This is a genomic window from Aeromonas rivuli (assembly GCF_020149575.1).
Classification (GTDB): Bacteria; Pseudomonadota; Gammaproteobacteria; order Enterobacterales; family Aeromonadaceae; genus Aeromonas; species Aeromonas rivuli.
This window is the reverse complement of sequence record NZ_CP079742.1, coordinates 3,910,694-3,935,435: the sequence shown is the minus strand read 5'-3', so window position 1 is coordinate 3,935,435 and position 24,742 is coordinate 3,910,694. Positions and strand designations below refer to the sequence as shown.

Annotated in this window: 17 protein-coding genes and 1 pseudogene; 7 read left to right on the top strand and 11 right to left on the bottom strand. The window is 60.4% G+C overall.

The window, feature by feature from the left end:
* Positions 1 to 75: 75 nt before the first annotated feature.
* The 4 genes from rng to tldD all read left to right on the top strand — a co-directional run bounded on the left by rng (position 76) and on the right by tldD (position 7,964).
* Complete coding sequence (gene rng, locus KYK33_RS18080; RefSeq protein WP_042044344.1) at positions 76 to 1,545, top strand: ribonuclease G; 1,470 nt, start codon at positions 76 to 78, stop codon at positions 1,543 to 1,545.
* A complete protein-coding gene (locus KYK33_RS18075) occupies positions 1,545 to 5,441 on the top strand; it encodes a YhdP family protein (RefSeq protein ID WP_224431406.1) in 3,897 nt (1,298 codons plus the stop codon). Before rng ends, KYK33_RS18075 begins: the two co-directional genes overlap by 1 nt.
* Before the next feature lie 33 nt (positions 5,442 to 5,474).
* Entirely contained in the window at positions 5,475 to 6,281 is an 807-nt protein-coding gene (locus KYK33_RS18070) for a carbon-nitrogen hydrolase family protein (protein WP_224431405.1), read from the top strand.
* 234 nt (positions 6,282 to 6,515) lie between these two features.
* Entirely contained in the window at positions 6,516 to 7,964 is a 1,449-nt protein-coding gene (gene tldD, locus KYK33_RS18065; RefSeq protein ID WP_224431404.1) for a metalloprotease TldD, read from the top strand.
* Positions 7,965 to 8,038: 74 nt separating this feature from the next.
* Here the strand turns inward: tldD and KYK33_RS18060 are convergent, their stop codons facing one another.
* Both KYK33_RS18060 and KYK33_RS18055 read right to left on the bottom strand, forming a co-directional pair.
* Positions 8,039 to 8,734 carry a MarC family NAAT transporter gene (locus KYK33_RS18060; protein WP_042044340.1) on the bottom strand — a complete coding sequence of 232 codons (696 nt, stop codon included), beginning with the start codon at positions 8,732 to 8,734 and terminating at the stop codon, positions 8,039 to 8,041.
* A 145-nt stretch (positions 8,735 to 8,879) separates the two neighbouring features.
* Positions 8,880 to 10,196: an MFS transporter gene (locus KYK33_RS18055; RefSeq protein ID WP_042044339.1), complete on the bottom strand. Its 1,317-nt coding sequence runs from the start codon at positions 10,194 to 10,196 to the stop codon at positions 8,880 to 8,882.
* Positions 10,197 to 10,349: 153 nt separating this feature from the next.
* On the opposite strand from KYK33_RS18055, the gene KYK33_RS18050 reads away from it, so the two are divergent.
* Entirely contained in the window at positions 10,350 to 11,057 is a 708-nt protein-coding gene (locus KYK33_RS18050; RefSeq protein WP_224431403.1) for an adenine nucleotide alpha hydrolase, read from the top strand.
* Positions 11,058 to 11,126: 69 nt separating this feature from the next.
* Here the strand turns inward: KYK33_RS18050 and ypfJ are convergent, their stop codons facing one another.
* Positions 11,127 to 11,993, bottom strand: a complete 867-nt coding sequence (gene ypfJ / locus KYK33_RS18045; RefSeq protein ID WP_042044337.1) for a KPN_02809 family neutral zinc metallopeptidase — start codon at positions 11,991 to 11,993, stop codon at positions 11,127 to 11,129.
* A gap of 114 nt (positions 11,994 to 12,107) precedes the next feature.
* Positions 12,108 to 12,383, bottom strand: coding sequence for a hypothetical protein (locus tag KYK33_RS18040; protein WP_042044336.1), 276 nt, complete (start codon positions 12,381 to 12,383; stop codon positions 12,108 to 12,110).
* A 229-nt stretch (positions 12,384 to 12,612) separates the two neighbouring features.
* Here KYK33_RS18040 and KYK33_RS18035 point away from each other — a divergent pair, with 229 nt between their 5' ends.
* Positions 12,613 to 13,116 (top strand): GNAT family N-acetyltransferase, encoded by a 504-nt coding sequence (locus tag KYK33_RS18035; protein ID WP_224431402.1) that lies wholly within the window; start codon positions 12,613 to 12,615, stop codon positions 13,114 to 13,116.
* A gap of 77 nt (positions 13,117 to 13,193) precedes the next feature.
* On the opposite strand, the gene KYK33_RS18030 is transcribed toward KYK33_RS18035, so the two are convergent.
* Complete coding sequence (locus tag KYK33_RS18030; protein WP_198135319.1) at positions 13,194 to 13,367, bottom strand: hypothetical protein; 174 nt, start codon at positions 13,365 to 13,367, stop codon at positions 13,194 to 13,196.
* A gap of 538 nt (positions 13,368 to 13,905) precedes the next feature.
* On the opposite strand from KYK33_RS18030, the gene KYK33_RS18025 reads away from it, so the two are divergent.
* Positions 13,906 to 14,376 carry an Lrp/AsnC family transcriptional regulator gene (locus KYK33_RS18025; protein ID WP_042001133.1) on the top strand — a complete coding sequence of 157 codons (471 nt, stop codon included), beginning with the start codon at positions 13,906 to 13,908 and terminating at the stop codon, positions 14,374 to 14,376.
* A 75-nt stretch (positions 14,377 to 14,451) separates the two neighbouring features.
* Here the strand turns inward: KYK33_RS18025 and KYK33_RS18020 are convergent, their stop codons facing one another.
* The 6 genes and pseudogenes from KYK33_RS18020 to KYK33_RS17990 all read right to left on the bottom strand — a co-directional run bounded on the left by KYK33_RS18020 (position 14,452) and on the right by KYK33_RS17990 (position 24,249).
* Positions 14,452 to 16,419, bottom strand: coding sequence for an LTA synthase family protein (locus tag KYK33_RS18020; RefSeq protein WP_224431401.1), 1,968 nt, complete (start codon positions 16,417 to 16,419; stop codon positions 14,452 to 14,454).
* Positions 16,420 to 16,798: 379 nt separating this feature from the next.
* Positions 16,799 to 18,226, bottom strand: coding sequence for a PepSY-associated TM helix domain-containing protein (locus tag KYK33_RS18015; protein ID WP_224431400.1), 1,428 nt, complete (start codon positions 18,224 to 18,226; stop codon positions 16,799 to 16,801).
* Between the two features lie 382 nt (positions 18,227 to 18,608).
* Positions 18,609 to 18,711, bottom strand: a pseudogene (locus KYK33_RS18005) (YkgJ family cysteine cluster protein); the annotation flags it as partial.
* Positions 18,712 to 18,751: 40 nt separating this feature from the next.
* Positions 18,752 to 19,042: a YkgJ family cysteine cluster protein gene (locus tag KYK33_RS18000; protein WP_224431399.1), complete on the bottom strand. Its 291-nt coding sequence runs from the start codon at positions 19,040 to 19,042 to the stop codon at positions 18,752 to 18,754.
* Between the two features lie 92 nt (positions 19,043 to 19,134).
* On the bottom strand, positions 19,135 to 20,514 hold the full coding sequence (gene dbpA, locus KYK33_RS17995) for an ATP-dependent RNA helicase DbpA (RefSeq protein WP_224431398.1): 1,380 nt from the start codon (positions 20,512 to 20,514) through the stop codon (positions 19,135 to 19,137).
* Between the two features lie 159 nt (positions 20,515 to 20,673).
* Positions 20,674 to 24,249 (bottom strand): beta strand repeat-containing protein, encoded by a 3,576-nt coding sequence (locus tag KYK33_RS17990; protein WP_224431397.1) that lies wholly within the window; start codon positions 24,247 to 24,249, stop codon positions 20,674 to 20,676.
* Between the last annotated feature and the right edge of the window lie 493 nt (positions 24,250 to 24,742).

Sequence of the window (24,742 nt, the reverse complement as noted above, 5' to 3'; positions counted from 1 at the left end):
CGTTTACCCTGTTACCTCCGCCCCTGTTCCGGATGGGCTGCCCAGAATTCAAAACTAGAACAGACAAGGTAACTTATGTCGGTAGAACTGCTGGTAAACGTCACTCCCTCAGAGACCCGGGTCGCCTTGGTCGAGAATGGCCTGCTGCAAGAAGTGCACGTAGAACGCCAGGCCAAGCGTGGCATAGTGGGCAACATCTACAAGGGCAAGATCAGCCGGGTGCTGCCTGGCATGCAGGCGGCCTTCGTCGACATCGGCATGGACAAGGCCGCCTTCCTGCACGCCTCCGACATAGTGCCCCACACCGAGTGCGTGGCGGTCAAGGAGAAGGAGCAGTTCCAGGCGGGCAACATCGCCGAGCTGGTCCGCCAGGGGCAGGACATCATGGTGCAGGTGGTCAAAGATCCCCTGGGCACCAAGGGCGCCCGTCTCACCACCGACATCACCCTGCCGTCCCGTTATCTGGTGTTCATGCCGGGCAGCGCCCACGTCGGTGTCTCCCAGCGGATCGAATCCGAGGCCGAACGTGAGCGCCTCAAGCGCACCGTGGCCGGCTATGTGGACGATCTGGGCGGCTACATCATCCGCACCGCCGCCGAAGGGGTGGGGGAGCAGGAGCTGGAGCAGGATGCCGCCTTCCTGAAACGGCTGTGGCGCAAGATCCTGGAGCGCAAACACAAGTACCCCCCCTGCAAGATCCTCTATGAAGATCCCAGCCTCGCCTTTCGGGTGGTGCGTGACTTCGTCGGTGCCGAGCTCGACAAGATCCGGGTCGATTCCAGGCAGAGCTTCGAGGCGCTCAAACGCTTCACCGAGGAGTATGTGCCCGAGCTTGCCAGCAAGCTGGAGTCCTATGCGGGGGAGTCGCCCATCTTCGATCTCTATGACGTGGAGAACGAGATCCAGCGCGCCCTGGAGCGCAAGGTGGAGCTGAAATCCGGCGGCTACCTCATCATCGACCAGACCGAAGCCATGACCACGGTGGACATCAACACCGGCGCCTTCGTCGGCCACCGCAATCTGGAAGAGACCATCTTCAACACCAACGTCGAGGCCACCGCCGCCATCGCCCGTCATCTGCGGCTGCGCAACCTCGGCGGCATCATCATCATCGACTTCATCGATATGCAGTCCGAGGATCACAGGCGCCGGGTGCTGCACAGCCTGGAGCTGGCCCTGGCCAAGGACAGGGCCAAGACCAACGTCAACGGCTTCTCCCAGCTCGGCCTGGTGGAGATGACCCGCAAGCGCACCCGGGAGAGCCTGGAGCATGTGCTCTGCTCCGAGTGCCCCGAGTGCAAGGGGCGCGGCCGGGTCAAGACGGTGGAGTCGGTCTGCTTCGAGATCCTGCGGGAGATCATCCGCGTCAACCGTGCCTACGATGCCGATCAGTTCACCGTCTATTCGGCCCCTGCCGTGGCGGACTATCTGCGCGGGGAGGAGTCCCACAGCCTGGCCGAGCTGGAGGTGTTCATCGGCAAGCAGGTGCGACTCATCAGCGAGCCGCTCTGTGGTCAGGAACAGTTTGATGTGGTGATGATGTAGTGATCCACCGCTGGTTGAGTCGGGGCTGGCTGGCCCTCGGAGTCTGCTTCGTGCTGCTGGCGCTGCTGGTCAGCCTGGTACGCCTTGGCGGCCCCCTGATCAACCAGCATCGCCAGGCCCTGCTCGATCATCTGCTCGCGGGCAGCCAGCTGGAGGCCAGCGTCGACGCCGTCGGCCTGGACTGGACCCAGAGCGGCCCGGCCTTGGCCCTGACCAACTTCACCATAGCCCCGGATTCGGGGCGTTTTGCCATTCGCCTCGGCAAAGTCTGGGCTCACCTCGATTTCTGGCAATCTCTGCAGCGGCTGAGGCCCGTGTTTGGCGAGTTGCAACTGAGCGATGGCGATATCCACCTTGATCTGAGCCAGCCCGCCGTGGAGCAGAAAGAGAAGCCCCATGACCAGCAGCGGGCCCTGCTGCGTTTCTTGCTGACCCAGCTCGACACCTTCGATGTGCACAACACCCGCGTCAGCATCACCACTGCCCTGGGCGCGGTGCGGGCGCTGGATGTGGCCAACTTGCGCTGGCGCAACAGCGGCAAGCGCCACCAGGGGGTGGGCAAGGCGTATCTGGTCAACGGGGTGGGGGATAGCACCCTGGATCTGATCCTGGATGTCACCAACCCGGCACGCAGCTTCGACAGGCTGGAGGGGCAGCTCTACCTTGGCGCCAAGCAGCTCGATCTGGGCCCGCTGCTGGCCCGCATCCATACCGGTGAGCCCAAGGTTGACGGCCAGCTCGACTTCCAGCTCTGGAGCAGCTTCGCCGGTGGCCAGATTGGCAACTCCCTGCTCGCGTTTGGTAACAACTACCTCATCTGGAAAGATCCCAAACAGGGCGAGACGCACCATCTGGGTCTGCAGGGCGGTAAAGTGCAGCTGCGTCGGGACGGGGATGACTGGCAACTGGCCAGCCACGAAATGACCTTCAAGCTCGACGGCAAACCTTGGCTGCGCAGCAGGTTGCAACTCGAGCGCATCGGCGACCGGATCCAGGGTTATGTGCCCGCCGTGGATCTCAAGCAGGCGGCCAGCCTGAGCCAGCTGGTCTCTGGCCTCTACCCCGCGTTGACCGAGACCCTCAAGCAGACCCAGCCCGAGGGGGAGATCAAGGAGCTGTTTTTGCAGGCCGCCGGAGATTGGCAGGGACTCTCGCTGCGGGGGGATCTCGCTCACCTCAAGCTCAAGGCGTGGCAGGATGTGCCCGGCGTGCAGGATCTGAACGGCGAGTTCTGGCTCACTCCGACCGGCGGCAGCGCCCGACTGCGGATGAGCAAGGACAAGCTGGACCCGGCCCGTCACTTCAAGCGCGTCATCCCAATCGATGACTTCTCGGCCCGCCTCGACTGGTGGCGCGATCCGGAGGGGTGGGTGCTCTACGGTCAGGATATTCTCCTCGATAACCCTGACTTGAGCCTGAGCAGCCGTTTTCGACTCGATTTGTTCGAACACCCCTTCCTGGCCCTGACCGGCCATGTTGACGTCAAGAATGCGGCCCACGCCGATGGCTACTTCCCCCTCGCCGTGATGGGCAAGAGCCTGGTCGATTACCTGAGCGCTGCCATTCAGGGCGGTCAGGCCAAGGGGGCCGACCTGCTCTGGTACGGCGAGTTCAAGGGCTTCCCTTATGCCAAGGGAGAGGGCATCTTCCAGGCGGCCGTGCCCCTCGAGCGGGCGCGCTTCCAGTTCGATCCCGGCTGGCAGCCTCTCACCGACTTACAGATAGACTTGCTGTTCCAGAATGCCAGCCTGGATATGCGCAGCCACGCTACCCGGCTCGGCAAGGCGGGATCGGACGATGTCCATGCCTGGATCCCGGATCTCTACCCCGGTGCCCATCTCTACATAGACGCCAAGGTGGCGGGGGAAGGCAAGGCCATCAGCGACTACCTGCAAGCCTCGCCCCTGAAGGACTCGGTCGGTCAGGCCCTGGGCGAACTGGAAGTGCGCGGCCCGCTCAAGGGGACGGTCAAGCTCGACATTCCCCTGGATGGCAAGGGGGAGGTCAAGGCCGAGGGCCACGCAGATTTCGATGGCAACAAGGTGCGGGTCGCCTCCCTGAACCTGCCTCTGGAACAGGTGCAGGGCCGCCTCGAGTATGACAATGCCCAGACCCGCTTCAAGGGGCTCAAGGCCAGACTCTGGGACCAGCCCCTGACTCTGGATTATCACGGCAGGCAGCAGCCTGGGGTCTATAAGGTTGACCTTGATTTCAAAGGGAATTGGGACAGCGCCCGCCAGCCAAAGCAGATAGGCGACCTGGCCATCTTGCGGGGACGCAGCGACTGGCGCGGCAAGCTGGCGCTGAACCTGCCAGGGGGTAAACCCTTTAACTTCCAGCTCGGACTCGATTCGGATCTGCAGGGCATGGCCCTGGAGTTGCCTGCCCCCCTCAACAAGGCGGCTGGGGCGCGCCAACCCCTTAACGTCACGGTACGAGGGCAGAGCGGGGTGGCCGAAATCCATGGCGCCCTGGGCACAGATGTCGCGCTGCAAAGTAGCCTGGTCTATGGCGAAGCCAGCCCCTATCTGAGCCGCTTGCGGCTGGACGTGGGCGGCGCCGGTGGCAGGGCGCTGCGCGACAAGCCCATGCTGATCGCCATCAACCAGCCCAATGCCGATGTGGCAGGCTGGCTTGCCAAGCTCAATCGCTGGTTACCGGAGCACGGAGACCAGGGCCCGGCCCTGGTGGGGCCAGCCTTCTTGCCGTCAGATTGGTGGGTGGATGGCCAGCTGGCACAGGCGAGTCTGGGTAGTGCCCTGCTCAAGGCCGTGCACTTCACGGTCGGCCCCATCGCCGGGGCGACCGAGGTGATGATCGACAGCCCCGATGTGATGGGGGTAGTGCGACTCCCCCTGGCGGACAGTCAGCCGGTCGATGCCCAGTTTGCCCGTATTCACTGGTCCGGCAATAGCCAGGACTTGCGACCCGGTGCCGATGCCAGTCAAGACAGGGCCATCATGGACGCCATGCCCTGGCTCAGGTTCAGCTGCCTGGATTGCCGCTTTGGCAGCTTGCCCCTGGGAGCGGTCAAGGGAGAGTTGGTGCCAGCCCCCGGCAAGGTAAGCCTCAAGGGGCTCGACATGCGACTGGCGAACAGCCGGCTCAGCGGCAGTGCCGACTGGATAGCGAGTGCCAGCGGCATGCAGACCCAGGCCCGGCTGGACATCAACAGCAAAAACAGCGAGCTGCTGCTCAAGCGGCTCGGTTACACCTCCCCCATCGGCGATGCGCCCGCCAAGGCCAAGGCGAGCCTCAGCTGGCAGGATGTACCTTATCGACTCAACCTGGCAAGCCTGAACGGCACGGCCGAGTACCAGCTGGAAGGCGGCACCCTGCGTGAGGTGAACGACAAGGGCGCCCGGCTGCTCTCTCTGCTCAGTCTGGATTCGATCCTGCGCAAGCTGCGCCTCGATTTTCGCGACGTGTTCGACAAGGGCTTCTATTTTGAGTCCATGTCCGCCACCGCCAAGATCGACAAAGGCATAGTGCAAAACAATGACTTCTACATGAAGGGCGCCGCGGGTAATCTCAGAGGCGAAGGGGTGCTGGATCTGGTCCGTTGGCACATCGATTATGAGCTGAGTTTTTCCCCCAACCTGGGGGGCACCCTGCCGGTGGTGGCGGCCTTCTCGTTGACTCCCATCACAGGACTCTACGTGTTGGCGCTCTCCAAGCTGCTCGAGCCCGTGGTAGACGTCATCACCCGCATCGATTTTCGGGTCTCAGGTCCCATCGACGATCCCAGGCTTATCGAGGCGGGACGGGACAGGGCCATGATCAAGCTCAATCAGGATCAGAAGCAGGCGGTGGAGCAGGTGGCGCCAACCCTGCCCCCCAACGAGGTGAGCCCCTTCCTGCTCAACCCCAAGCATGATGGCCCGTCCCAGCGTTGAGACCCCATCCGGATGATGAACAAGGAGTGAGTCATGTGGTTATGCGCAATGCAGTTGATCTCGGGACGACACTGGGCCGATAACAGGGCGCAGATTGCCCGCTTGCTGGCCGAGCTCCCCCCGGCGCGCCCCTTGCTGGTGCTGCTGCCGGAGAACTTCGCCCTGTTTGGCGAGCGGCAGGGTTATCTCGATGGGGCAGAACGCCTTGGCGAGGGGCCCATTCAGTTCCAGCTGGCCAGCTGGGCTCAGGAGCATGGCATCTGGCTGGTAGCTGGCGCCATGCCCACTACCATTCCCGGCTCGGAGCATATCCACACCAGCTCCCTGGTGTTCGATCCGGCGGGGGCCCGCCGAGGTCACTATCACAAGATCCACCTGTTCGATGTGGATGTGGCGGACAACCATGGCCGCTACCGGGAGTCCGAGACCTTCAGCCCGGGTCAGGAGGTCAGCCTGACTGACTCGCCCTTTGGCCCCCTCGGCCTCTCTATCTGTTATGATCTGCGCTTTCCCGAGCTCTATCGTCGGCTGAGTGCCCAGGGGGCCCGGGTGTTGCTGGTGCCTGCCGCCTTTACCGCCGTGACCGGCGAGGCGCACTGGGAGCCGCTGCTGCGGGCCCGCGCCATCGAGAACCAGTGTTATGTGGTGGCGGCCAATCAGGGTGGCAGCCACGAGACGGGCCGCCAGACCTGGGGCCACAGTATGATCATCGATCCCTGGGGGCGGGTGTTGGCCTGCCAGGATTCGGGCCCCGCCACAGTGCTGGTGAAGATGGATCCCGGGCTTGTCGACGAATTGAAACGCACCATGCCCGTGCTGCAACACGCCCGCTTGCTCTGATGGTGTGGTGAAGAGGTGAAGAACTAAAACGCAGCCGTTTGCCGATAGTGCACCACGCCCGGTTGCTTGATTGACGTAGGGTGCAACAAGCGAAGCGCATTGCACCTGTGTCTATGTGTGGGTTGGCGATGCAGTTCACTTTGTTCATTGCACCCTACGAATACGAACTTGTCACCGGGCCACACCGGATGAATTCACCGTTACGACGTCTCGCATCGAGAGTGGAGAGAAAGATTGAGTCTATTGAATCAGGTGAGTGCCTCCCTGCTGGCGCCCAACGGGCTGGATGAAGGCCGCTTGCAACAGCTGCTCGGCAGCCTGATGAGCCACCAGGTGGAGTTTGGCGATCTCTATTTCCAGCGCAGCTGGCATGAGTCCTGGATGCTGGAAGATGGCATCGTCAAAGACGGCAGTTACAACATCGACCAGGGGGTCGGGGTACGTGCCGTCAGCGGTGAGAAGACCGGCTTCGCCTACTCCGATGAGCTGAGTCTGCGCGCTTTGGAGCAATCCGTGACCGCCGCCCGTGGCATCGCCGCCGCAGGCAGTCAGGGCAAGGTGAAGGCCTGGGCCCGAACCTCGGCCAACCTGCTCTATCCCGCCCTGGATCCTTTGCAGACCCTGGACAAGCACCAGAAGATTGCCCTGCTCGAGCAGATGGACAAGTTTGCCCGCAGTCTGGATCCGACGGTGACGCAGGTGATGGCCTCCATCAATGGGGTCTATGAAGAGATCCTGGTGGCGGCCACCGATGGCACCCTGGCCGCCGACATTCGCCCTCTGGTGCGCCTCTCGGTAACCGTGCTGGCGGAACGGGGCGAGCGCCGCGAACGGGGCAGCGCCGGGGGTGGTGGCCGCTTTGGTTATGACTGGTTCCTGGAGCTCGATGGCCTTGAGAGCCGGGCTTTCGGCTTCGTGCGCGAAGCGGTACGCCAGGCGCTGGTCAATCTGGAGGCCATCGATGCCCCGGCCGGTACCATGCCGGTGGTGTTGGGTTCCGGTTGGCCCGGCGTGCTGCTGCACGAGGCGGTGGGCCACGGCCTGGAAGGGGACTTCAACCGCAAGGGCTCCTCCGCTTTCGCCGGTCGTATCGGTGAGCAGGTCGCCTCCAAACACTGCACCATCGTCGATGATGGCACCCTGCAGGGGCGCCGCGGCTCTGTCAGCATCGATGATGAAGGGGTTCCCGGCGGCTACAACATGCTGATCGAGAACGGGATCCTCAAGGGTTATCTGCAAGACAAGCAGAATGCCCGCCTGATGGGGGTCGCGCCGACGGGCAATGGTCGTCGTGAATCCTATGCCGCCCTGCCGATGCCCCGCATGACCAACACCTACATGCTGGCGGGTCAGTATGATCCGGCGGAGATCATCGCCTCGGTCAAGAAGGGCATCTATGCCCCCAACTTTGGCGGCGGCCAGGTGGATATCACCTCCGGCAAGTTCGTCTTCTCCGCCTCCGAGGCCTATCTCATCGAGGATGGCAGGATAACCACCCCCATCAAGGGGGCCACCCTGATTGGCAATGGCCCGGAAGCCATGAGCCAGGTCTCCATGGTGGGCCGGGATCTCGCGCTGGATCGCGGGGTTGGCGTCTGTGGCAAGGAGGGGCAGAGTGTGCCGGTTGGGGTCGGTCAGCCGACCCTCAAGCTGGATCAGCTCACTGTGGGCGGTACCCAGTAAGCCAGGATGCTGGCGCTCATGACCATAAAAAACCCCGGCTCAGGCCGGGGTTTTGCATTGGGTAACACTGACGATCATGGTTTGGCGGGTAGCCGCTCCGACAAGGGGGCGGGAGCCTGCTGGGCGGAGGGTGCCGAGTGGAATACCGGATCCTGGGCGACCTCCTTGATGCCGTTGATGCAAAATTGCATCCCCATGCAGACCAGCAAGAAGCCCATGATGCGGGTCATGGCATCGATGCCTGTTTCACCCAGCAGCTTGCAGACGGGATCCGCCAACTTGAGCACGGCCCAGCTGAACAGACTCATCAGGGCGAAGGCGACCACAACCCCGCCGTAGATGGGGAGACGGGGAGTCTCTGTGGAGAGATCCGCAATCTGGGCGGCGCCACTGATCACCAGCGCCATGGTGCCAGGGCCGCACATGCTGGGCATGGTAAGCGGCACGAAGGCGATGCTCTGATTGGTGTCCGTCTCACCGGCCTGGGGCGGGGCCGGAAATAGCATGCGAAAACCGATGAAGCCAATGATGAGGCCGCCGGCCAGGCGCAGTCCCGGTATGGAGATACCGAACAAGTCGAGGATGGAAGAGCCGATGAAGAAGCTGACGCAGAGGGTGGCAAACAGATAGATGGCCGCGAGATTGATCTGGCGGCGTACATGCTCCCGGGACATGCCCTTGCTCAGACCCAGCAGCAGGGTCGCCGTGGTCGGCGGGTTTACCATGGGCAACAGGGCCAGCAGGGTCAGCAGTACAACCTGAAAAAACATGAGTAGCCTCGTTAGGATGGTGGTGGCGCGGGACGAAATGGCCTGCCCCGGCATCAGAAGTGCTTATATTATGCCGCTTTCACTCGATGGACACAGTATAAAGAAGCCCCGCCATGGCGGGGCTTCTGCCGTTCTCTAGGAGGCTTTATGCGACCTGGGGCGCACTCTGACGCGCGCTACGATCTCGCAGCCAGAGGAAGAGGCCGAGCAGGAAACCCAGGAGTGACAGGGCCACCACATAGTGGGAGGGAGCCAGCACGTCATCCTTCATCCAGAGGGTGACCAGCATGGGGGTCAGGCCGCCGAAGATGGCGTAGGCCACGTTGTAGGAGAACGACAGCCCGGAGAAGCGCACCACGGCCGGGAAGGCATTCACCATCACATAGGGGACAGCGCCGACAATGCCAACCGCGAAACCGACCAGGGTGTAGAGAGGGATCAGCTGTTCAGTCCCGCCCAGCAGACCGTGATAGAAGCTGTAGCTGGCTACCGCCAGCAGCAGGGAGCCCAGCATGAAGGTGGGGCCGCTGCCCAGGCTGTCGATGAGACGGCCATAGCAGATGCAGCCCAGAGTCAGGGCGACGATGGCCAGGGAGTTGGCTGACAGCGCATCGGCCGGACTGACCCCATGCAGCTTCTGCAGATAGGAGGGGGTCATCAGGATCACTACCACTATGCCGGCGGAGAGCAGCCAGGTCAGCAGCATGGAGATCAGCACGCTGCCTTTGTGCTCACGCAGCACCGTCTTGAGCGGCAGTTCGGCGGCCAGGGCCTTGTTGGCCTGCATCTCGGCAAATACCGGGGTCTCGTGCAGCCAGCGGCGCAGGTACATGGCGACGATGCCGAACAGACCGCCAAGGATGAAGGCCAGGCGCCAACCCCAGTCGCTGACATCGCTCGGGCTCATACCGCGGTTGATGGCGGTGGCCACCAGAGAACCGAGCAGTATGCCCGCGGTCAGGCCGGCGGTGAGGGTGCCACAGGCGAGGCCAACCCGGCGGGCGGGCACGTGCTCGGCCACGAAGACCCAGGCCCCCGGCACTTCGCCGCCGATGGCGGCCCCTTGCAGGATCCGCAGCAGCAGCAACAGCAGCGGGGCTGCAATGCCGAGGGTGGCATAGGTAGGCAGCAAGCCGATCAACAGGGTCGGCAAGGCCATCAGCAGTATGCTCAGGGTGAACATGCGTTTGCGGCCGATGAGATCGCCAAAGTGCGCCATGATGATGCCGCCGAGAGGGCGGGCCAGGTAGCCAGCGGCGAAGATGCCGAAGGTCTGGAACTGGCGCAGCCACTCGGGGATATCGGGTGGGAAGAAGAGCTCGCCTATCACCACGGCGAAGAAGACGAAGATGATAAAGTCGTAAAATTCGAGGGCGCCGCCCAGCGCCGCCAGGCTCAGGGTCTTGTAATCCTGCCGGTTCAGTGGGCGGGTGTGGCCATCCGCATGCGTGGCTGTTGTCATATCCTTATGTTTCCCCATCATTTTTTTAGTTATTGTTCCCCGCTCACGGGGATACGCTCAGCGTCGAGAGTATGCTTTTGTGTCCCCAGCTGTAAATCGCACAATGTGCAATACAGTCTTGCAACCTCGTGTTGACCATGAAGAGAGAAGCGAATGAACGAAATGGATAGGCCCCCTACGCAGGTCCTGCTCTCCTGGAGCAGCGGCAAGGACAGCGCCTGGGCCCTGCATCGACTGCGTCAGGATCCCGAGTTTGAGGTGGTGGGCCTGTTCTGCACCCTGAATCAGGCATTCGAACGGGTGGCCATGCATGGGGTGCGGCGCGAATTGCTGCAGCGCCAGGCGCAGTGCGTCGGCCTGCCGCTCACCGAGATCATGCTGCCCTGGCCGTGCAGCAACGAAGAGTATGCCCGCATCATGGGGGAATTTGTCGCCGGGGTGCGGGCTCGGGGCATCACCCACATGGCGTTTGGCGATCTCTTTTTGGAGGACGTCAGGGCCTATCGTGAGCAACAACTGGCCAGTACGGGCATCACGGCGCTGTTCCCGCTCTGGGGCAGCGATACCCGTCTGCTGGCAAGGGAGATGATGGCGGCCGGGCTCAGGGCCCATATCAGCACGCTGGATCCGGGCAAGTTGCCTGTTAGCCTGGGGGGGCATGGCTTTGATGAGGCGCTGCTGGCGGCACTGCCTGCGGATGTGGATCCTTGCGGCGAGCGGGGGGAGTTTCACACCCTGGCGGTCGATGGCCCCATGTTCCTGCGGCCCCTCGAGATCCTGGTCGGTGAGACTGTGATCCGGGACGGCTTCGTGTTCACCGATCTGCTGCCCGCCGATGCCATCAACCCTCCGCCTGGCTAGTTCGCCCGAGCGGGCTTGAGATGGCAAAGGGCCGGATCCTGGCGGGATCCGGCCCTTTTTTCCATCAGGTCAGCGATTGGCGAAGGTGTTGCAACGACCAGGATCGCCGCTGTCAAAGCCGCGCTTGAACCACTCGAGGCGCTGGGCCGAGCTGCCATGGGTGAAGCTGTCTGGCACCACGCGCCCCTGGCCTTGCTGCTGCAGGCGATCGTCCCCAATAGCCTGGGCGGCATTGAGCGCCTCTTCCAGATCACCGCGCTCGAGTATCTGCTCGCGTTCCATCTGATGTCCCCAGACCCCGGCGAAGCAGTCAGCCTGCAACTCCAGCCTGACCGACAGCTGGTTCTGTTGAACCTGGCTCAGTCCCTGCTGCTGTTTGCGTACCTTGGTAGAGATACCGAGCAGATTCTGGACGTGATGACCCACTTCATGAGCGACCACATAACCCTGGGCGAAGTCGCCATCGGCCCCCAGCTTGGTTTTCATGTCCTGATAGAAGGAGAGATCGATATAGACGGACTTGTCAGCCGGGCAGTAGAAGGGCCCCATCACCGACTGGCCCTGACCGCAACCGGTGCGAGTCGCGCCGCGATAGAGCACTAGCTTGGGGGGCTGATACTGGCTGCCGGATGCCTGGAAGATCTGCTCCCAGGTATCTTCGGTCGAGGCCAGCATCACCGAGGTGAAACGCGCCAGCTCGTCGTTGGCGGGGGCTGTGCCCTGCTTGTTGGGAGCGGGTTGCTGCGCCACCGACTGACTGGGATCAGTGCCATTGAGCAGCGGGCTGAGATCCACCCCGTAGTAGCCGGCAACCATGACCACCACCAGCAGGATCAAGCGTCCCTTGCCGCCGATGGGCAGCCCCCCTCCGTTGCCGCCCCCCTGTTGGCGGCGATCCTCGACATTGTTGCTCTCACGACGGTTTTGCCAGCGCATGTTCACATCTCCTCAATCCGGTGGGAGTAATGATAATGGTTGCGGGGGAATTCTACCTGGTTGCCGAGCGGATGCTCCCCTGAGGCATGGCTGACCCTTGCCCCAGGCAAGAGATTATTCGGCCCAGGGCATCTCTGGCAGGCTGTCCAGGAACTGGCCATAGCGAACCAGGTTGAAGGGTCCCTGATCTGCATCCATCGCCATCAGCTCGGCACCGAGGGCGCAGGCGATATATTGCAGCGCCTCTTCCCGGGCCATGCCCTTCATGGTGAGGCGCATCAGGGTCGCCTTGACCTGGAGCGGATTGCCCTCGGCCAGCTGGTTCTCCACTGTTTCCAGCAGGGTCTGTTCGTCGAAAAATTCGGTGGCATCTTGGTTATGGTCGGTCATGGTCTGGCTCTTGGCGCCCGGCGTGGGCAGGGTGGAAAACAAGGGCCGCTATTATAGCCTGCCTGAGATGCCGAGTCCGGCCCGCGTGGTGAAACCCAGGTCAAGGGGCGAACTGGGCCAGCAGGAAACCCGATCCAGGCCAGGATTTCAGGGTGTGCTGCTTGTCATCTGTCCCCCTCGGGTGCAGGCTTGAGGGCCTCAATTTCTGCCTTCAAGCCACGAGAGAACCATGATCCACACCGATCGCCTGTCCCTGCGCGAACTCGATGCCAGTGATGCCCCCTTCATTCTTGAACTGCTCAATGATCCCGACTTTCATCATTTCATCGGCGATCGCGGTGTGCGCGATCTGGCGGGGGCCGAGCAATATATTCAGCAGGGTCCCAGGGTGAGCTATGGCCAGCATGGTTTTGGCCTCTACCTGGTGGCGCGCAAGAGTGATGGGGCCAAGCTTGGCATCTGCGGGCTGGTCAAACGCGATACCCTGCCCTGCGAAGACATAGGTTATGCCTTCCTGCCCGCCTATCGCGGTCAGGGGTATGGCATAGAAGCGGCGAAGGCGGCCCTGCAGGATGGTCGGGAAAGGTTGGGGATTGTGCGGGTCATCGCCATCGTCACGCCGGGCAACCAGAGCTCACTGGCACTGCTGGCCAAGCTGGGATTGGTGCAACGTGGTCTGATCAGATTGAGCGAGGATGCTGACGAGTGCCTGCTGCTCGAGCCTGCCGGCTGAAAGTAGCAGACTCGATACGCAACAGGCCACCCCTTGGGGTGGCCTGTCTGTTTCGGCTGGCGGCTATATGAACCCGGTTAGTCGAGGTCTTCGATGGAGAACTCGGCAGGGAAGCCGTCGCACTGGATGGCAAAGCCACCGCTGAAACGGGTATTGAACTGGATCAGGTAGCCGGGGCTCGGATCCATGGGTGGCAAGTTGATGGGCTTGCTACGACGCAGGGGTTTGTGTGTGTGTATGGCTTTCATCATGGTATTTCTCTATATAAATTAAGTGTTTGCTCCTTGTGTTGGCAAATGTCAGGTTAATGGACGCGGTCGGCAGCGTGGTCGACAAGCGCGCAGGAATACCCAGCCCTGATGAGGGGCGTCTGCACTTTTCAAGGAATGCGCAAAAGAGTATGCGGATGCATAGTTCATTTGGGTGGGCAGATCGGGTCTGCACCGTGAGAGCCGGGCAACGCAGGCAGACAGCCTGACGGTTCTCAAGGCGAGTAAATCAGAAGAAGGTTATGCGGATACTGACAGGGTTCATCGTGAGGTGAAGCATTGCAGGGTAAACATAAACAGGGCTGATTAACTAGCCGGCGCGTACTATGTCGCTAACTTGTGCAAAAAGCAAACATTTATTTGGTGGTTCAGGAATAAATCTGAATTTACCTTCATCTGGCCTGACACCGACCGCCTGCATATGGCCACGACCCTGAAGGGTGACCAGGCGTCTTCTGCGTTGTGTTTAGCTCGGTTGTCGGGCAGAGTTGGAGCAATTTGATCGGTTCAAGGAGTAGAGATGAGAAACCTGGATCAGCTGGATCTGGATATCCTGGCACACCTGTTTCGTGATGCTGGCATGACCAACAAGGACTTGGCGGCCCTGGTCGGGGTGGCTCCCTCCACCTGTCTGGAGCGGGTGCGTAAATTGCAGCAAGATGGGGTGCTCAAGGGGGCCCATTGCGAGGTCGATCATCAGGCCCTTGGCGGGCATATCCAGGCCATGGTCTCTTTGCAGCTGGCGCGTCACAGCCGCCAGATCATCGATGAGTTTCGCGATGCCATCCTGCTGCTGCCCGAGGTGATCAGCCTGTTTCACATGGGAGGCAAGGATGATTTCCTGGTGCATCTGTGCGTTGCCGATACGGAACACCTGCGCAACTTCGTGTTCGATCACTTCACTTCCCGGGAAGAGGTGGTTCACCTCGAGACATCCCTGGTATTCGAACACAGGTTCAGCCGCTCTTTACCCTGCTTTCTGACAACCTGAGCCAGCTCGGATCAATAAAAAAACCCGCCAGTTGGCGGGTTTTTTTATTGATGGGGGCCATGGCCCTCCTGACTGCTACTCCTTGAGCGTCGTCTCAGCCTCAGGTGCGGTGCGATAGAGCCCTTTCTGATAGGCCATGCTGCCCCACAGCGCCAGTCCCAGAGCCTGTTCTTTCAGGGCATCGGGTTGGGGCGTCGGGGTCAGGGTCTGCCTGGTTGCGTCATAGACGAACCCCTCGGCCGGTTGCTCCGGTTGCAGAATCACCACGTCCTTGCCCCGCATCAGGGCGAAGTTTTTGTCGTATTGCATGATGGCTCGTCCGGGCCAGTCGTCTGGCGTGCGGGTCAGATCCTGCCCCAGCATGGGGTAGCTGGCGCTGACCCCCATCAGGGAGAGCAGGGTCGGCGCCATGTCTATCTGGCTGACGATGCGTGCATCTTGCTTGGGCGCCAGGCCGCCACCCACTATGACGCCCGGAATATGGAAGCGAGGGATGGGAACCAGGCTGGCGCCCCCGACCCGGCTGTCATGGTCTGCGATGATGAGGAACAGGGTGTCCTTCCAGTAGTCGGATTGCTTGGCTCGCTTGAAAAACTCACCGATGGCGTAGTCGGCATATTTGGCGGCGTTGTTGCGAGTCGCCTTGGGCAGCTCAAACAGCTCGATGCGGTTGTCCGGGAACTCGAAGGGATCATGGTTGCTGGAACTGAATACCAGGCTGAAGAAAGGTTTTCCTTCCTTATGCAGGGCCTCGAACGTGTCATTGGCCTTGGCCATCAGATCTTCATCCGACGCGCCCCATGAACCTTCAAAGACGGGGTTCAGGAAGTCTTTCTGCTCGACGATTTTACTAAAGCCATTGCCGAGGAAGAAGCTGCGCATGTTGTCGAAATGACTCTCACCCCCATAGATGAAGCTGGTGCTGTAACCACGCTGTTTGAGCAGATCCGCCAGGGTGAAGAAGTTGGTCTGGCTCTTGCCCAGCTTGACGACGGCTTGAGCCGGGGTAGGGGTAAAGCCGGTCACCACCGCCTCTATGCCGCGTACCGAGCGGGTGCCGGTGGCGTAGAGCTGGTTGAAGGCCCAACCCTCTTTGCTTAGAGCATCGATATTGGGGGTGAGCGGCAGACCACCGAGGGAACCCACGAACTGGGCACCCAGACTCTCTTGCAGCAGTATGACCAGATTCTTCGGTTTGCCCTGGTGGCTGGCCGGGTTGAAGCTCTGACTCGGCAGACTGGCCGAGTCGAAGGCGGCAGCAGAGCGACGACTCTCGGCGCGGACCAGCTCGATGACCCGCTCATCCGGCAGCTTGCCATACATGCTGGCCGCATCTTCCTCGTTGCCTAACTGCTTGATGGCGAAGAACAGCGAGTAGGAGGAGTTGACTGTCAGGGCGTTGACCAGGGGGTCGTCAGCGAAGGCGACCATGGCCGGATTGAGGGCGCGGTGGCCCAGACTGGAACGAGCGCCAAGGAAACCTATGGCCAGGATCAGCAAGGCGAAGGCAGGACGCAGGTACCAGCGGGGCAGCGCCAGATCCTTGAGCAGATGCCCGGCCAGGCGCCAGCCTCCCCAGAGGGTCAACAGGCTGATCAGCAGAGAAAGCAGCAGCTCGGCCTTGCGACCGGCCCACAGCATGGAGAGCACCTCTTTCGGATAGATGAGGTACTCGATGTAGAGACGGTTGGGTCTGACACCGTATTCGGTGATGAAGGAGGGCGTCGAGATCTCGAGAAAGACCATCAACCACAATCCCAGAGTCAGCCAGACACGCATCAGCCCGAGCCAGGCGCGACCTATCCCATGGGGACCTGCCAGCAGCATGGTGAACATGGCGGGGACGCCCCACAGCCAGCAGAGGGTGGCGAAGTCGACCCGGATCCCCTGCAGCAGCATGGGACCCCAGCCAGCGACGGCATTGACGCGATCCTCCTGCCAGAGGGCCAGTCCCATTCGAGAGAGGCTGAGCATGGCGAGAGCGAGTAAAGAGAAGCAGGCAAAAGGCCAGAAAGGGCCTAGCCACTGTTTGAGCTGTTTCATTAAGGGTTCCTGATATGAGCCTATATATGCCTGTTTCCTCAGGCATTATTTTATTGTCGTCGGTAAGACACTGCAGAAGGGCAAAGGTTGCAATCGAGGAGGCGAAACAGTGGTTTATTCGCATTTTCATGCGACCCCATCCTCCGGGTCAGGCTTGCAGTTACACATCCCTGCGTGCTCGCCACCATAGGGGAAAATCCCCCCCATGCCCAGTGTTCATGCTGGGGATAAAGTGACCGGGAGGAGTGAACGGGTTCGCATCCTCGGGATGCAGGGGCGGTTGCCGGCATATGCCCGTGCGGGCGCAGTGTGAAAGCGGACAAATTCTGGCGTTGGAGGGATAAAAAAGGCCCCATAAGGGGCCAATTTCAACCTGGGGTTATCGCAACTTGGCCAGGGGAGCCCCGAGGCGACTCAGCAACAGGCTGTCGAGTAGCCAGATGACCAGCATGGAAGCGCCGACCAGAGGGAAGGCGAGACCGAGCAAGGCCAGCAAGAGGAGGGCTCCGCGCAGGGAGGGCAGGGGAGTCGGCAGGGGAGGTACCCCGAGTCGGCCAGCCGGGCGGCGACGCCACCAGATCCAGAGGCCGCTGACCGCGCTCAGCAAGACCATCAGGCAGATGAGCAGCATGGCCAACTGGTGGGGCCAGCCATACATCTTGCCCATGTGCAGCATGACGCCAGTTTCCACCGTCTTGGCGATCAGGTTGTAGTCCTGCCAGCGTACATCTGCCAGCACCTTGCCACTGTATTGATCCAGGTGGAGGGTGGCATCGTGACGGGGATCATCGGCAAACAGCGCCAGAGTGAAGACACCCTTGGAACCTGAAGGCGGCGTGATGCTATAGCCGGGTTGCACCTGGCGGCCCTCGGCAGTTGCCAGCACCTGCTGCCAGCTGATGCGACCGGGCTCGGCCGGGCCGCTCGCATGGCTCATGGCGCTATGATCGTGGGCGGGAGACTCCTGCGTGGCGGCGTTCTGTGCCTGGTTTGCATCCTGGTCGTGAGCAACCGATGTCGGCATCGGCTGGGTTTCCACCGCCCAGGGAACCGTCTGTTCGTGAGCGTGATTCAGGCTGCGAGCCAGCGGGGTTGAGCTTGGTACCTGATCCCACATCTGGGCCGGGAAGCTATTCCATGCCCCGGCGAACTTAGCTCCCCAAAAACCTGTCCAGGTCATGCCGGTCAAGAGCAGCAACACGAGGAAACCTGCCCCCCAGAAGCCGACGACTGCGTGCATATCCCGCCACCAGAGACGGCCTTGCTGATCCCGCCTAGGCCAGAGCAAGCCCTGCATGCCGGGTCCCTTGCGTGGCCACCACAGGTAGAGACCTGTGCCAAGCAGTACCAGCCCCCAGCCCGCCGCCAGCTCGATCAGTCGATCGCCTATGGTGCCCAGCATGAGCTCGGCATGGAGAGCACGGGCAATGGCTTGCAAGTTATAGTGATTGTCTTGGGTGCCGAGCAGGGTGCCACGAATGGGATCGATGAAGACAGTCAGTTCCCGATCCTGTTGGCGTACCACCAATTGGTCGCTGCGATCCGGAGCCGGGGCCGGGATGTACTTCACTATCTGGCTATCAGGCAAGGAGCCATGGGCCTTGTTGACCAGAAAGTCTGCATCCATACGGGGTTCGCCCGGCACGACAACGAGTTGCTCGGAATACATGAGTCTATCCAGCTGGGGCTGGAACAGATAAATGATCCCGGTCAGGGAGAGCAGGATCAGAAAGGGGGCAACAAACAGACCTGCGTAGAAGTGCCAGCGCCAGATCCTTTGGTAATGACTCACGTCCTTATTATTCACATGACACTCCTCGGCAAAAAAATAGAAACCTTCTTGCTAGTGGAAGGTTTGGCGCGCGCATGATAACAGCAATATTTTGTCAGTCGCAACTGTACAGATTACCGCCGGGTCCAGGCCGCGAGCCGAGGCTCTACCTCAGGCTCTGAATGAGGGACTGATTTGCTGGGGATGCCTGGCAACAGTGGAAAAATTCAAAGGAGTTCGGGGACAGGTATCTGGCGGAGCAATGGTTTGGCAGATCAGGCCAGCTTGATAAACCATTTATCTCGTTCGTCGATGCAGTCGGGCTCGCCCATTTCGAACTCGCGGCAGATGAGGGGGGTGTACTTCGTAGCTGTGGCACCTCATTGATGAGGGCGATCCAGCGGCGATCGGGGCGGGCTCACTCCAGCTTGATAAACCATTTGTCCCGTTCGTCGACACAGTCGGGCTCCCCCATTTCGAACTCGCGGCAGATGAGGGGGGTGTACTTCGTAGCTGTGGCACCTCATTGATGAGGGCGATCCAGCGGCGATCGGGGCGGGCTCACTCCAGCTTGATAAACCATTTGTCCCGTTCGTCGATACAGTCGGGCTCGCCCATTTCGAACTCGCGGCAGATGAGGGGGCGAACTTCATAGATGCGGCACATCATGGTGTTACGGTCCAGCGCCGCACACCAGCCATCTTCCAGCCGGTGCATCACGGGCACCTGTCCTTCTATCTCATCCACATAGCGATCCGGCACGCCGGTGTCGGTAAACAGCATCACTTCGAGGCGACAGCAGCAGGCCTCGCAGTTCTGACAGCTAACTTCGGGTGGATTGGGTTGTGACATGGGTCATCTCATGGGGTCTGGCTTGGTTGGAAGATGACACAGGCGCCTGCAACGGGCGCCTGTGGTTTATGGAGCTGGCGACAACCTGAACCTTAGCCCAGCTTGCGAGCGCGGTAGGTGCGGCCTTTAATCTTGCCTTCTTGCAGCCGCTTGAGGGCGACGCTCGCTACCTGACGTTTGACCGCCACATAGGAATATTGCTCGGAGACCTGGATCTTGCCGACGTCGCTACCGGCTATGCCGCCTTCACCGGTCAGGGCGCCCAGGATATCACCGGCCCGCACCTTGCTCTTGCGGCCCGCATCGATGGAGAGGGTGACCATCAACGGGGCGATCGGCTTGAGTTCGCGGCCAATGCTGGCCAGATCGCCATGGGGGATAGGGGCCTGCTGGTACTCTTCGATGAAGTTGACACGCTGGGCTTCGTTCGGCTGATAGAGGCTCAGGGCCAGGCCTTGTTGACCGGCGCGACCAGTACGGCCGATGCGGTGCACGTGGATCTCGGGGTCATAGGTCAGCTCAAAGTTGATGACGGCACCCAGCTCCTTGATGTCCAAGCCACGGGCGGCCACGTCGGTGGCAACCAGAATGGAGGTACTGCCGCTGGCGAAACGCACCAGCACCTGATCCCGTTCGCGCTGCTCCAAATCGCCGTTCAGCGCCAGTGCCGAGAACCCCTTGGCGGCCAGATGGTCAGCCACGTCGTTGCAGGCGCGCTTGGTGTTGCAGAACACCACGCAGGAACTCGGCTGATAGTGACTGAGCAGCCAGCTGAGGGCTTCGAGCCGCTGACCGGCGGGCACTTCATAGAGCTTCTGTTCGATGGCGCTGTCTTCGTGGAGGGATTCGACGCTCACCTCGACCGGATTGCGCTGCACGCCACGGCTCATCTGGGCAATTCCTTCCGGATAGGTCGCGGAGAAGAGCAGGGTCTGGCGGCGCTCGGGGGCATAGCTGATGACTTTGTTGATGTCTTCACCAAAGCCCATGTCCAGCATGCGATCCGCCTCATCCAGCACCAGTGTTTCCAGACTGGACAGCTCCAGGGTGCCTTGTTCCAGGTGCTTGAGAATACGACCAGGGGTGCCGACGGCGATGTGGGCACCAAAACCCAGGGTGGCGGATTGCGGTGCAGTCGGGGTGCCGCCGCACAGGGTTACCAGCTTGATATTGGGCAGGGTGCGGGCCAGTCGACGGATCTCCTGAGCCACTTGATCCGCCAGCTCGCGGGTCGGGCAGAGCACCAGCCCCTGCACGTCGAGACGGTTTGGGTTAAGCCGGGAGAGCAGGCCGAGGGCGAAGGCGGCAGTCTTGCCGCTGCCGGTTTTGGCCTTGGCGATCAGGTCTTTACCATCGAGCACCAAGGGCAGGCTCTGCGCCTGGATCGGGGTCATCTGCAGATAACCCAGGCTGGCGAGGTTCTCAAGCAGGGCAGGAGAGAGGTTGAGGCTGCTAAATTCGCTGTTGTTCACAAAAGGACTCTATTTCGGAAAAATGGGGGGCGCGTAGCGCTAAGGGCGCGCATTGTACCAGAAGTGGGCCTTAAATGTGGCGGATTTTTGAACGAAAAAACGTGCTGTTATTCGGCATGAAAAAGGGTCCCGCAGGACCCTTTTTGTTGCTGTGGGTGGTTAAGGTAGCAGACCTGGGAAACTCAATATGTTGCTGGATATTCCATTGAGTTCGGCCTGGAAATTGGTACTGCCAAGAGGAATAACCAACACATAAGTGTTACCCAATCCCAGACTCAACAGACCGCCATTCATGCGCCAAGCCGCACTGCTGGTGACATCTTGAGTACTGCCATCCGAGTAGTGACCTGTCGCCGTAAAGGTGATAGTCCTTACCGTGTTCAGCAAGTTAATGCTGCTGGTTGAGCTGGCAACTAGGCTGGTCAGCACCGCATTGCTGACGGTCACCGGTTGGCTGGCAGGGATGCCCTGCACGTTGACAGTGACCGTGGCACTCCCTGGCACCACCCCGGTGGCAAGCCCGGTAGAGGTGATTGTGAATACGCTCGGATCGCTGCTCTGCCAGTTGGCTTGAGCGGTGACATCCAGCGTCGTCAGATTGCTGAGGGTTGCCGTGGCTTTGAGCTGGGCAGTGGTTCCCGCGGCCAAGGGGTTAACGGGATCAATACTCACACTTATCACCATTGCGTTGGACACAGATACTAGCAGAGTCGTGCTCTGACCATCCAGAGTTGCGGTGATGGTGGCAGTGCCCGGTAGTAGAGCGGTAACCAGACCGGTCAGCCCGACAGTGGCAACGGAAGGGTCACTGCTGGTCCAACTGACATCGGCGGTAACATCCACACTGGAGCCATCGCTGTAACTGCCAGTTACTGCTAGCTGGCCAGTCAAACCGGCGGCCAGCGTCAAAGGCGGAACTGTGATGGTGAGTCCACCCGGGTTGAGTACGGCGCTGGTGACAGTCACCGACAGGGTAACAGTCTGTCCGCCCAGGGTCCCTGTAATGGTGGCAGTGCCCGGCAGTACAGCGGTAACGAGGCCGGTGTTGAGGCCAACGGTTGCAACAGCAGGGTCACTGCTGGTCCAATTGACATCGGCGGTCACATCGACAACATTGCCATCGCTATAAGTACCACTGGCGGTGAGTTGACCGGTCAGGCCGGCAGCCAGGGTCAGTGGTGGTACTGTGATGACGAGTCCACCCGGGTTGAGTACGGCGCTGGTGACAGTCACCGGCAGGGTAACAGTCTGTCCGTCCAGGGTACCTGTAATGGTGGCAGAGCCAGGCAGTACAGCGTTAACGAGGCCGGTGTTGAGGCCAACGGTTGCAACAGCAGGGTCACTGCTGGTCCAACTGACATCGGCGGTCACATCGACAACACTGCCATCGCTATAAGTACCACTGGCGGTGAGTTGACCGGTCAGGCCGGCAGCCAGGGTCAATGGGGAGGTTGTAATCACCAAACCATTGGGATTGAGGACTGCGCTGGTGACAGTCACCGGCAGGGTAACCGTCTGTCCGTCCAGGGTACCTGTAATGGTGGCAGAGCCCGGCAGTACAGCGGTAACCAGACCGGTGTTGAGGCCAACGGTTGCAACAGCAGGGTCACTGCTGGTCCAACTGACATCGGCGGTAACATCGGCAACACTGCCATCGCTATAAGTGCCACTGGCGGTGAGTTGACCGGTCAGGCCGGCAGCCAGGGTCAATGGGGGGATTGTAATCACCAAACCATTGGGATTGAGGACTGCGTTGGTGACAGTCACCGGCAGGGTAACCGTCTGTCCGTCCAGGGTACCTGTGATGGTGGCAGAGCCCGGCAGTACGGCTGTAACCAGGCCGGTGTTGAGGCCAACGATTGCAACAGCAGGGTCACTGCTGGTCCAACTGACATCGGCTGTAACATCGACAACACTGCCATCGCTATAAGTACCACTGGCGGTGAGTTGACCGGTCAGGCCGGCAGCCAGGGTCAAGGGGGAGGTTGTAATCACCAAACCATTGGGATTGAGGACTGCGTTGGTGACAGTCACCGGCAGGGTAACAGACTGTCCGTCCAGGGTACTTGTGATGGTGGCAGAGCCCGGCAGTACGGCGGTAACCAGGCCGGTGTTGAGGCCCACGGTTGCAACAGCAGGGTTACTGCTGGTCCAACTGACATCGGCGGTCACATCCACACTGGAACCATCACTGTAACTGCCAGTTGCTGTTAGCTGGCCAGTCAAACCGGCGGCCAGCGTCAAAGGCGGAACTGTGATGGTGAGTCCACCTGGATTGAGGACTGCGCTGGTGACTGTGACTAAAATGGTTGCGGTTTCGCCACTCAGGGTGCCCGTGATGATGGCGGTACCAGGAGCAACGGCGGTGACCAGACCAGAGGGACTGACGGTGGCAACCAGCGGGTCGCTGCTGGTCCAACTGACACTGGCCGTCACATCCAGGCTGCTACCATCGTCGTAGCTGCCGTTAGCTGCGAGCTGAGCTGTCAGGCCGGCGGCCAGGGTCAAGGGAGGTGTCGAGATCGACAGACCGTTCGGGTTGAGGGTGGCGTTAGTGACTGTGACCACCAGGGTGACGGTTTGCCCGTCAAGCGTCCCGGTGATAGTTGCAGTGCCAGGGCCGACGGCAGTGACCAGGCCGGTCAGGCTGACGGTGGCGACAGCGGGATCGCTGCTGACCCAGCTGACGGAGGCAGTGACATCCACAGTGGTGCCATCGCTATAGCTGCCGGTAGCGGCGAGTTGAGCTGTCAGGCCTGCGATCAGGGTCAGAGGTGGGGTGGCAATGGTCAGGCCGCCTTGATTGAGGGTGGCGTTGGTGACGGTGAGACTGAGGCTCTTTGTAACGCCGAGCAGGCTGGCAGACAGAGTGGTACTGCCAGTTGCCACGGCGTTGACAAGGCCCAGAGTGCTGATGGTGGCGATGCTGGTATTGCTGCTCAACCAGGCGACCTGGCTGGACACGTCTTGGGTGCTCTGGTCGCTGAGAGTGGCAATGGCAGTCAGCTTTTTCGCCATCCCTTTGGCCAGGGTCAAACTGGCGGGGGTGATCTGGATCTGACTCACGGTGGCATTGGTGATGGAAAGGCTTATCTGTCCCGTCGCTTCTTGCAAGTGGGCGGTAACAATGGCAGTGCCGCTTGCCTTGCCAGTGACTTCCCCTTTGGCATCGACTGTCAACAGGGTCGGCTGATTGCTGATCCAGCTGGCTTGAGCAGAGATATCCTTGCTGCTGCCATCAGAGAAGGTAGCCATGGCTTTTAGCTGCAGTTTGAGCCCTTTGGCCAACTTGGATGCGGGAGCCGTGATCTGGATATTGGTCACGATGGCGCTGGTAGCTTCAAACATGGAGCTGTTACTGGTTACTCCTTGATAGCTGGCGGTGATGGTGGATTGCCCCAAGCCCATCGCTTTAGCCAGCCCACTCTCATCTATGGTGGCAATGGCGGTGTCAGAGCTGCTCCAGCTCACCTTAGTCGTGAGATCCTCTGTGCTGCCATCACTGTAGGCGCCTATCGCCTGATACTGGGTATCGATGCCTAGGGGTATCTTGGGATCTATCTCGGCCCGAGCCTGGGTGCCAACGGGATTGGTGGTGATTTGGAGGCTGGTTAATTTCTTGGCAGGGCCTGGATCGGGAGCGTTACTATCGTCTCCGCCACCACCCCCTCCGCCACAGGCGAATAAAGCCAGAGTAAACAGTAGCGGAAGAAAAATATTAAGCATCCTGCTCATGGAATTTCCCCTTATACACCCTGCATTTGCATGGGTTAAATGGTTAATATGCGTTTGGTAACACGTGAATAGCCGTATAATAAGGTTGGTGATGTCGCACATGACTCTTTATGGTTATGGCGATGATTTACAATGATAATTTTTGGTTTTTGATGATGCTTTCATTGGTTTTTATGCCTTGAATGGTTATTTATCATCATGTTCCAACATATCTGTCAGGAGGGTTTAACTCGAAGGGTAAATTAATAAAACAATCTGTTTTGGTGCTCGTCATCCATCTATTGATATTAAAAACATTAACTCGTTTTATATGTTTAGGCGAGGTCTTCAAAGATTGCCATGCATTACTGATAGAATAAAAACTAGTGATTTTTTAAGAAATGTGCAGTTATTAGTTATATCAGTGGTGAGGGCCCTCTTCGGGACAGTGCTGGTTTTTAGGCATTATGGTGAGGCTACCCGGGGAGCACGGGAGTGCGGTTTTGCTGCAGAG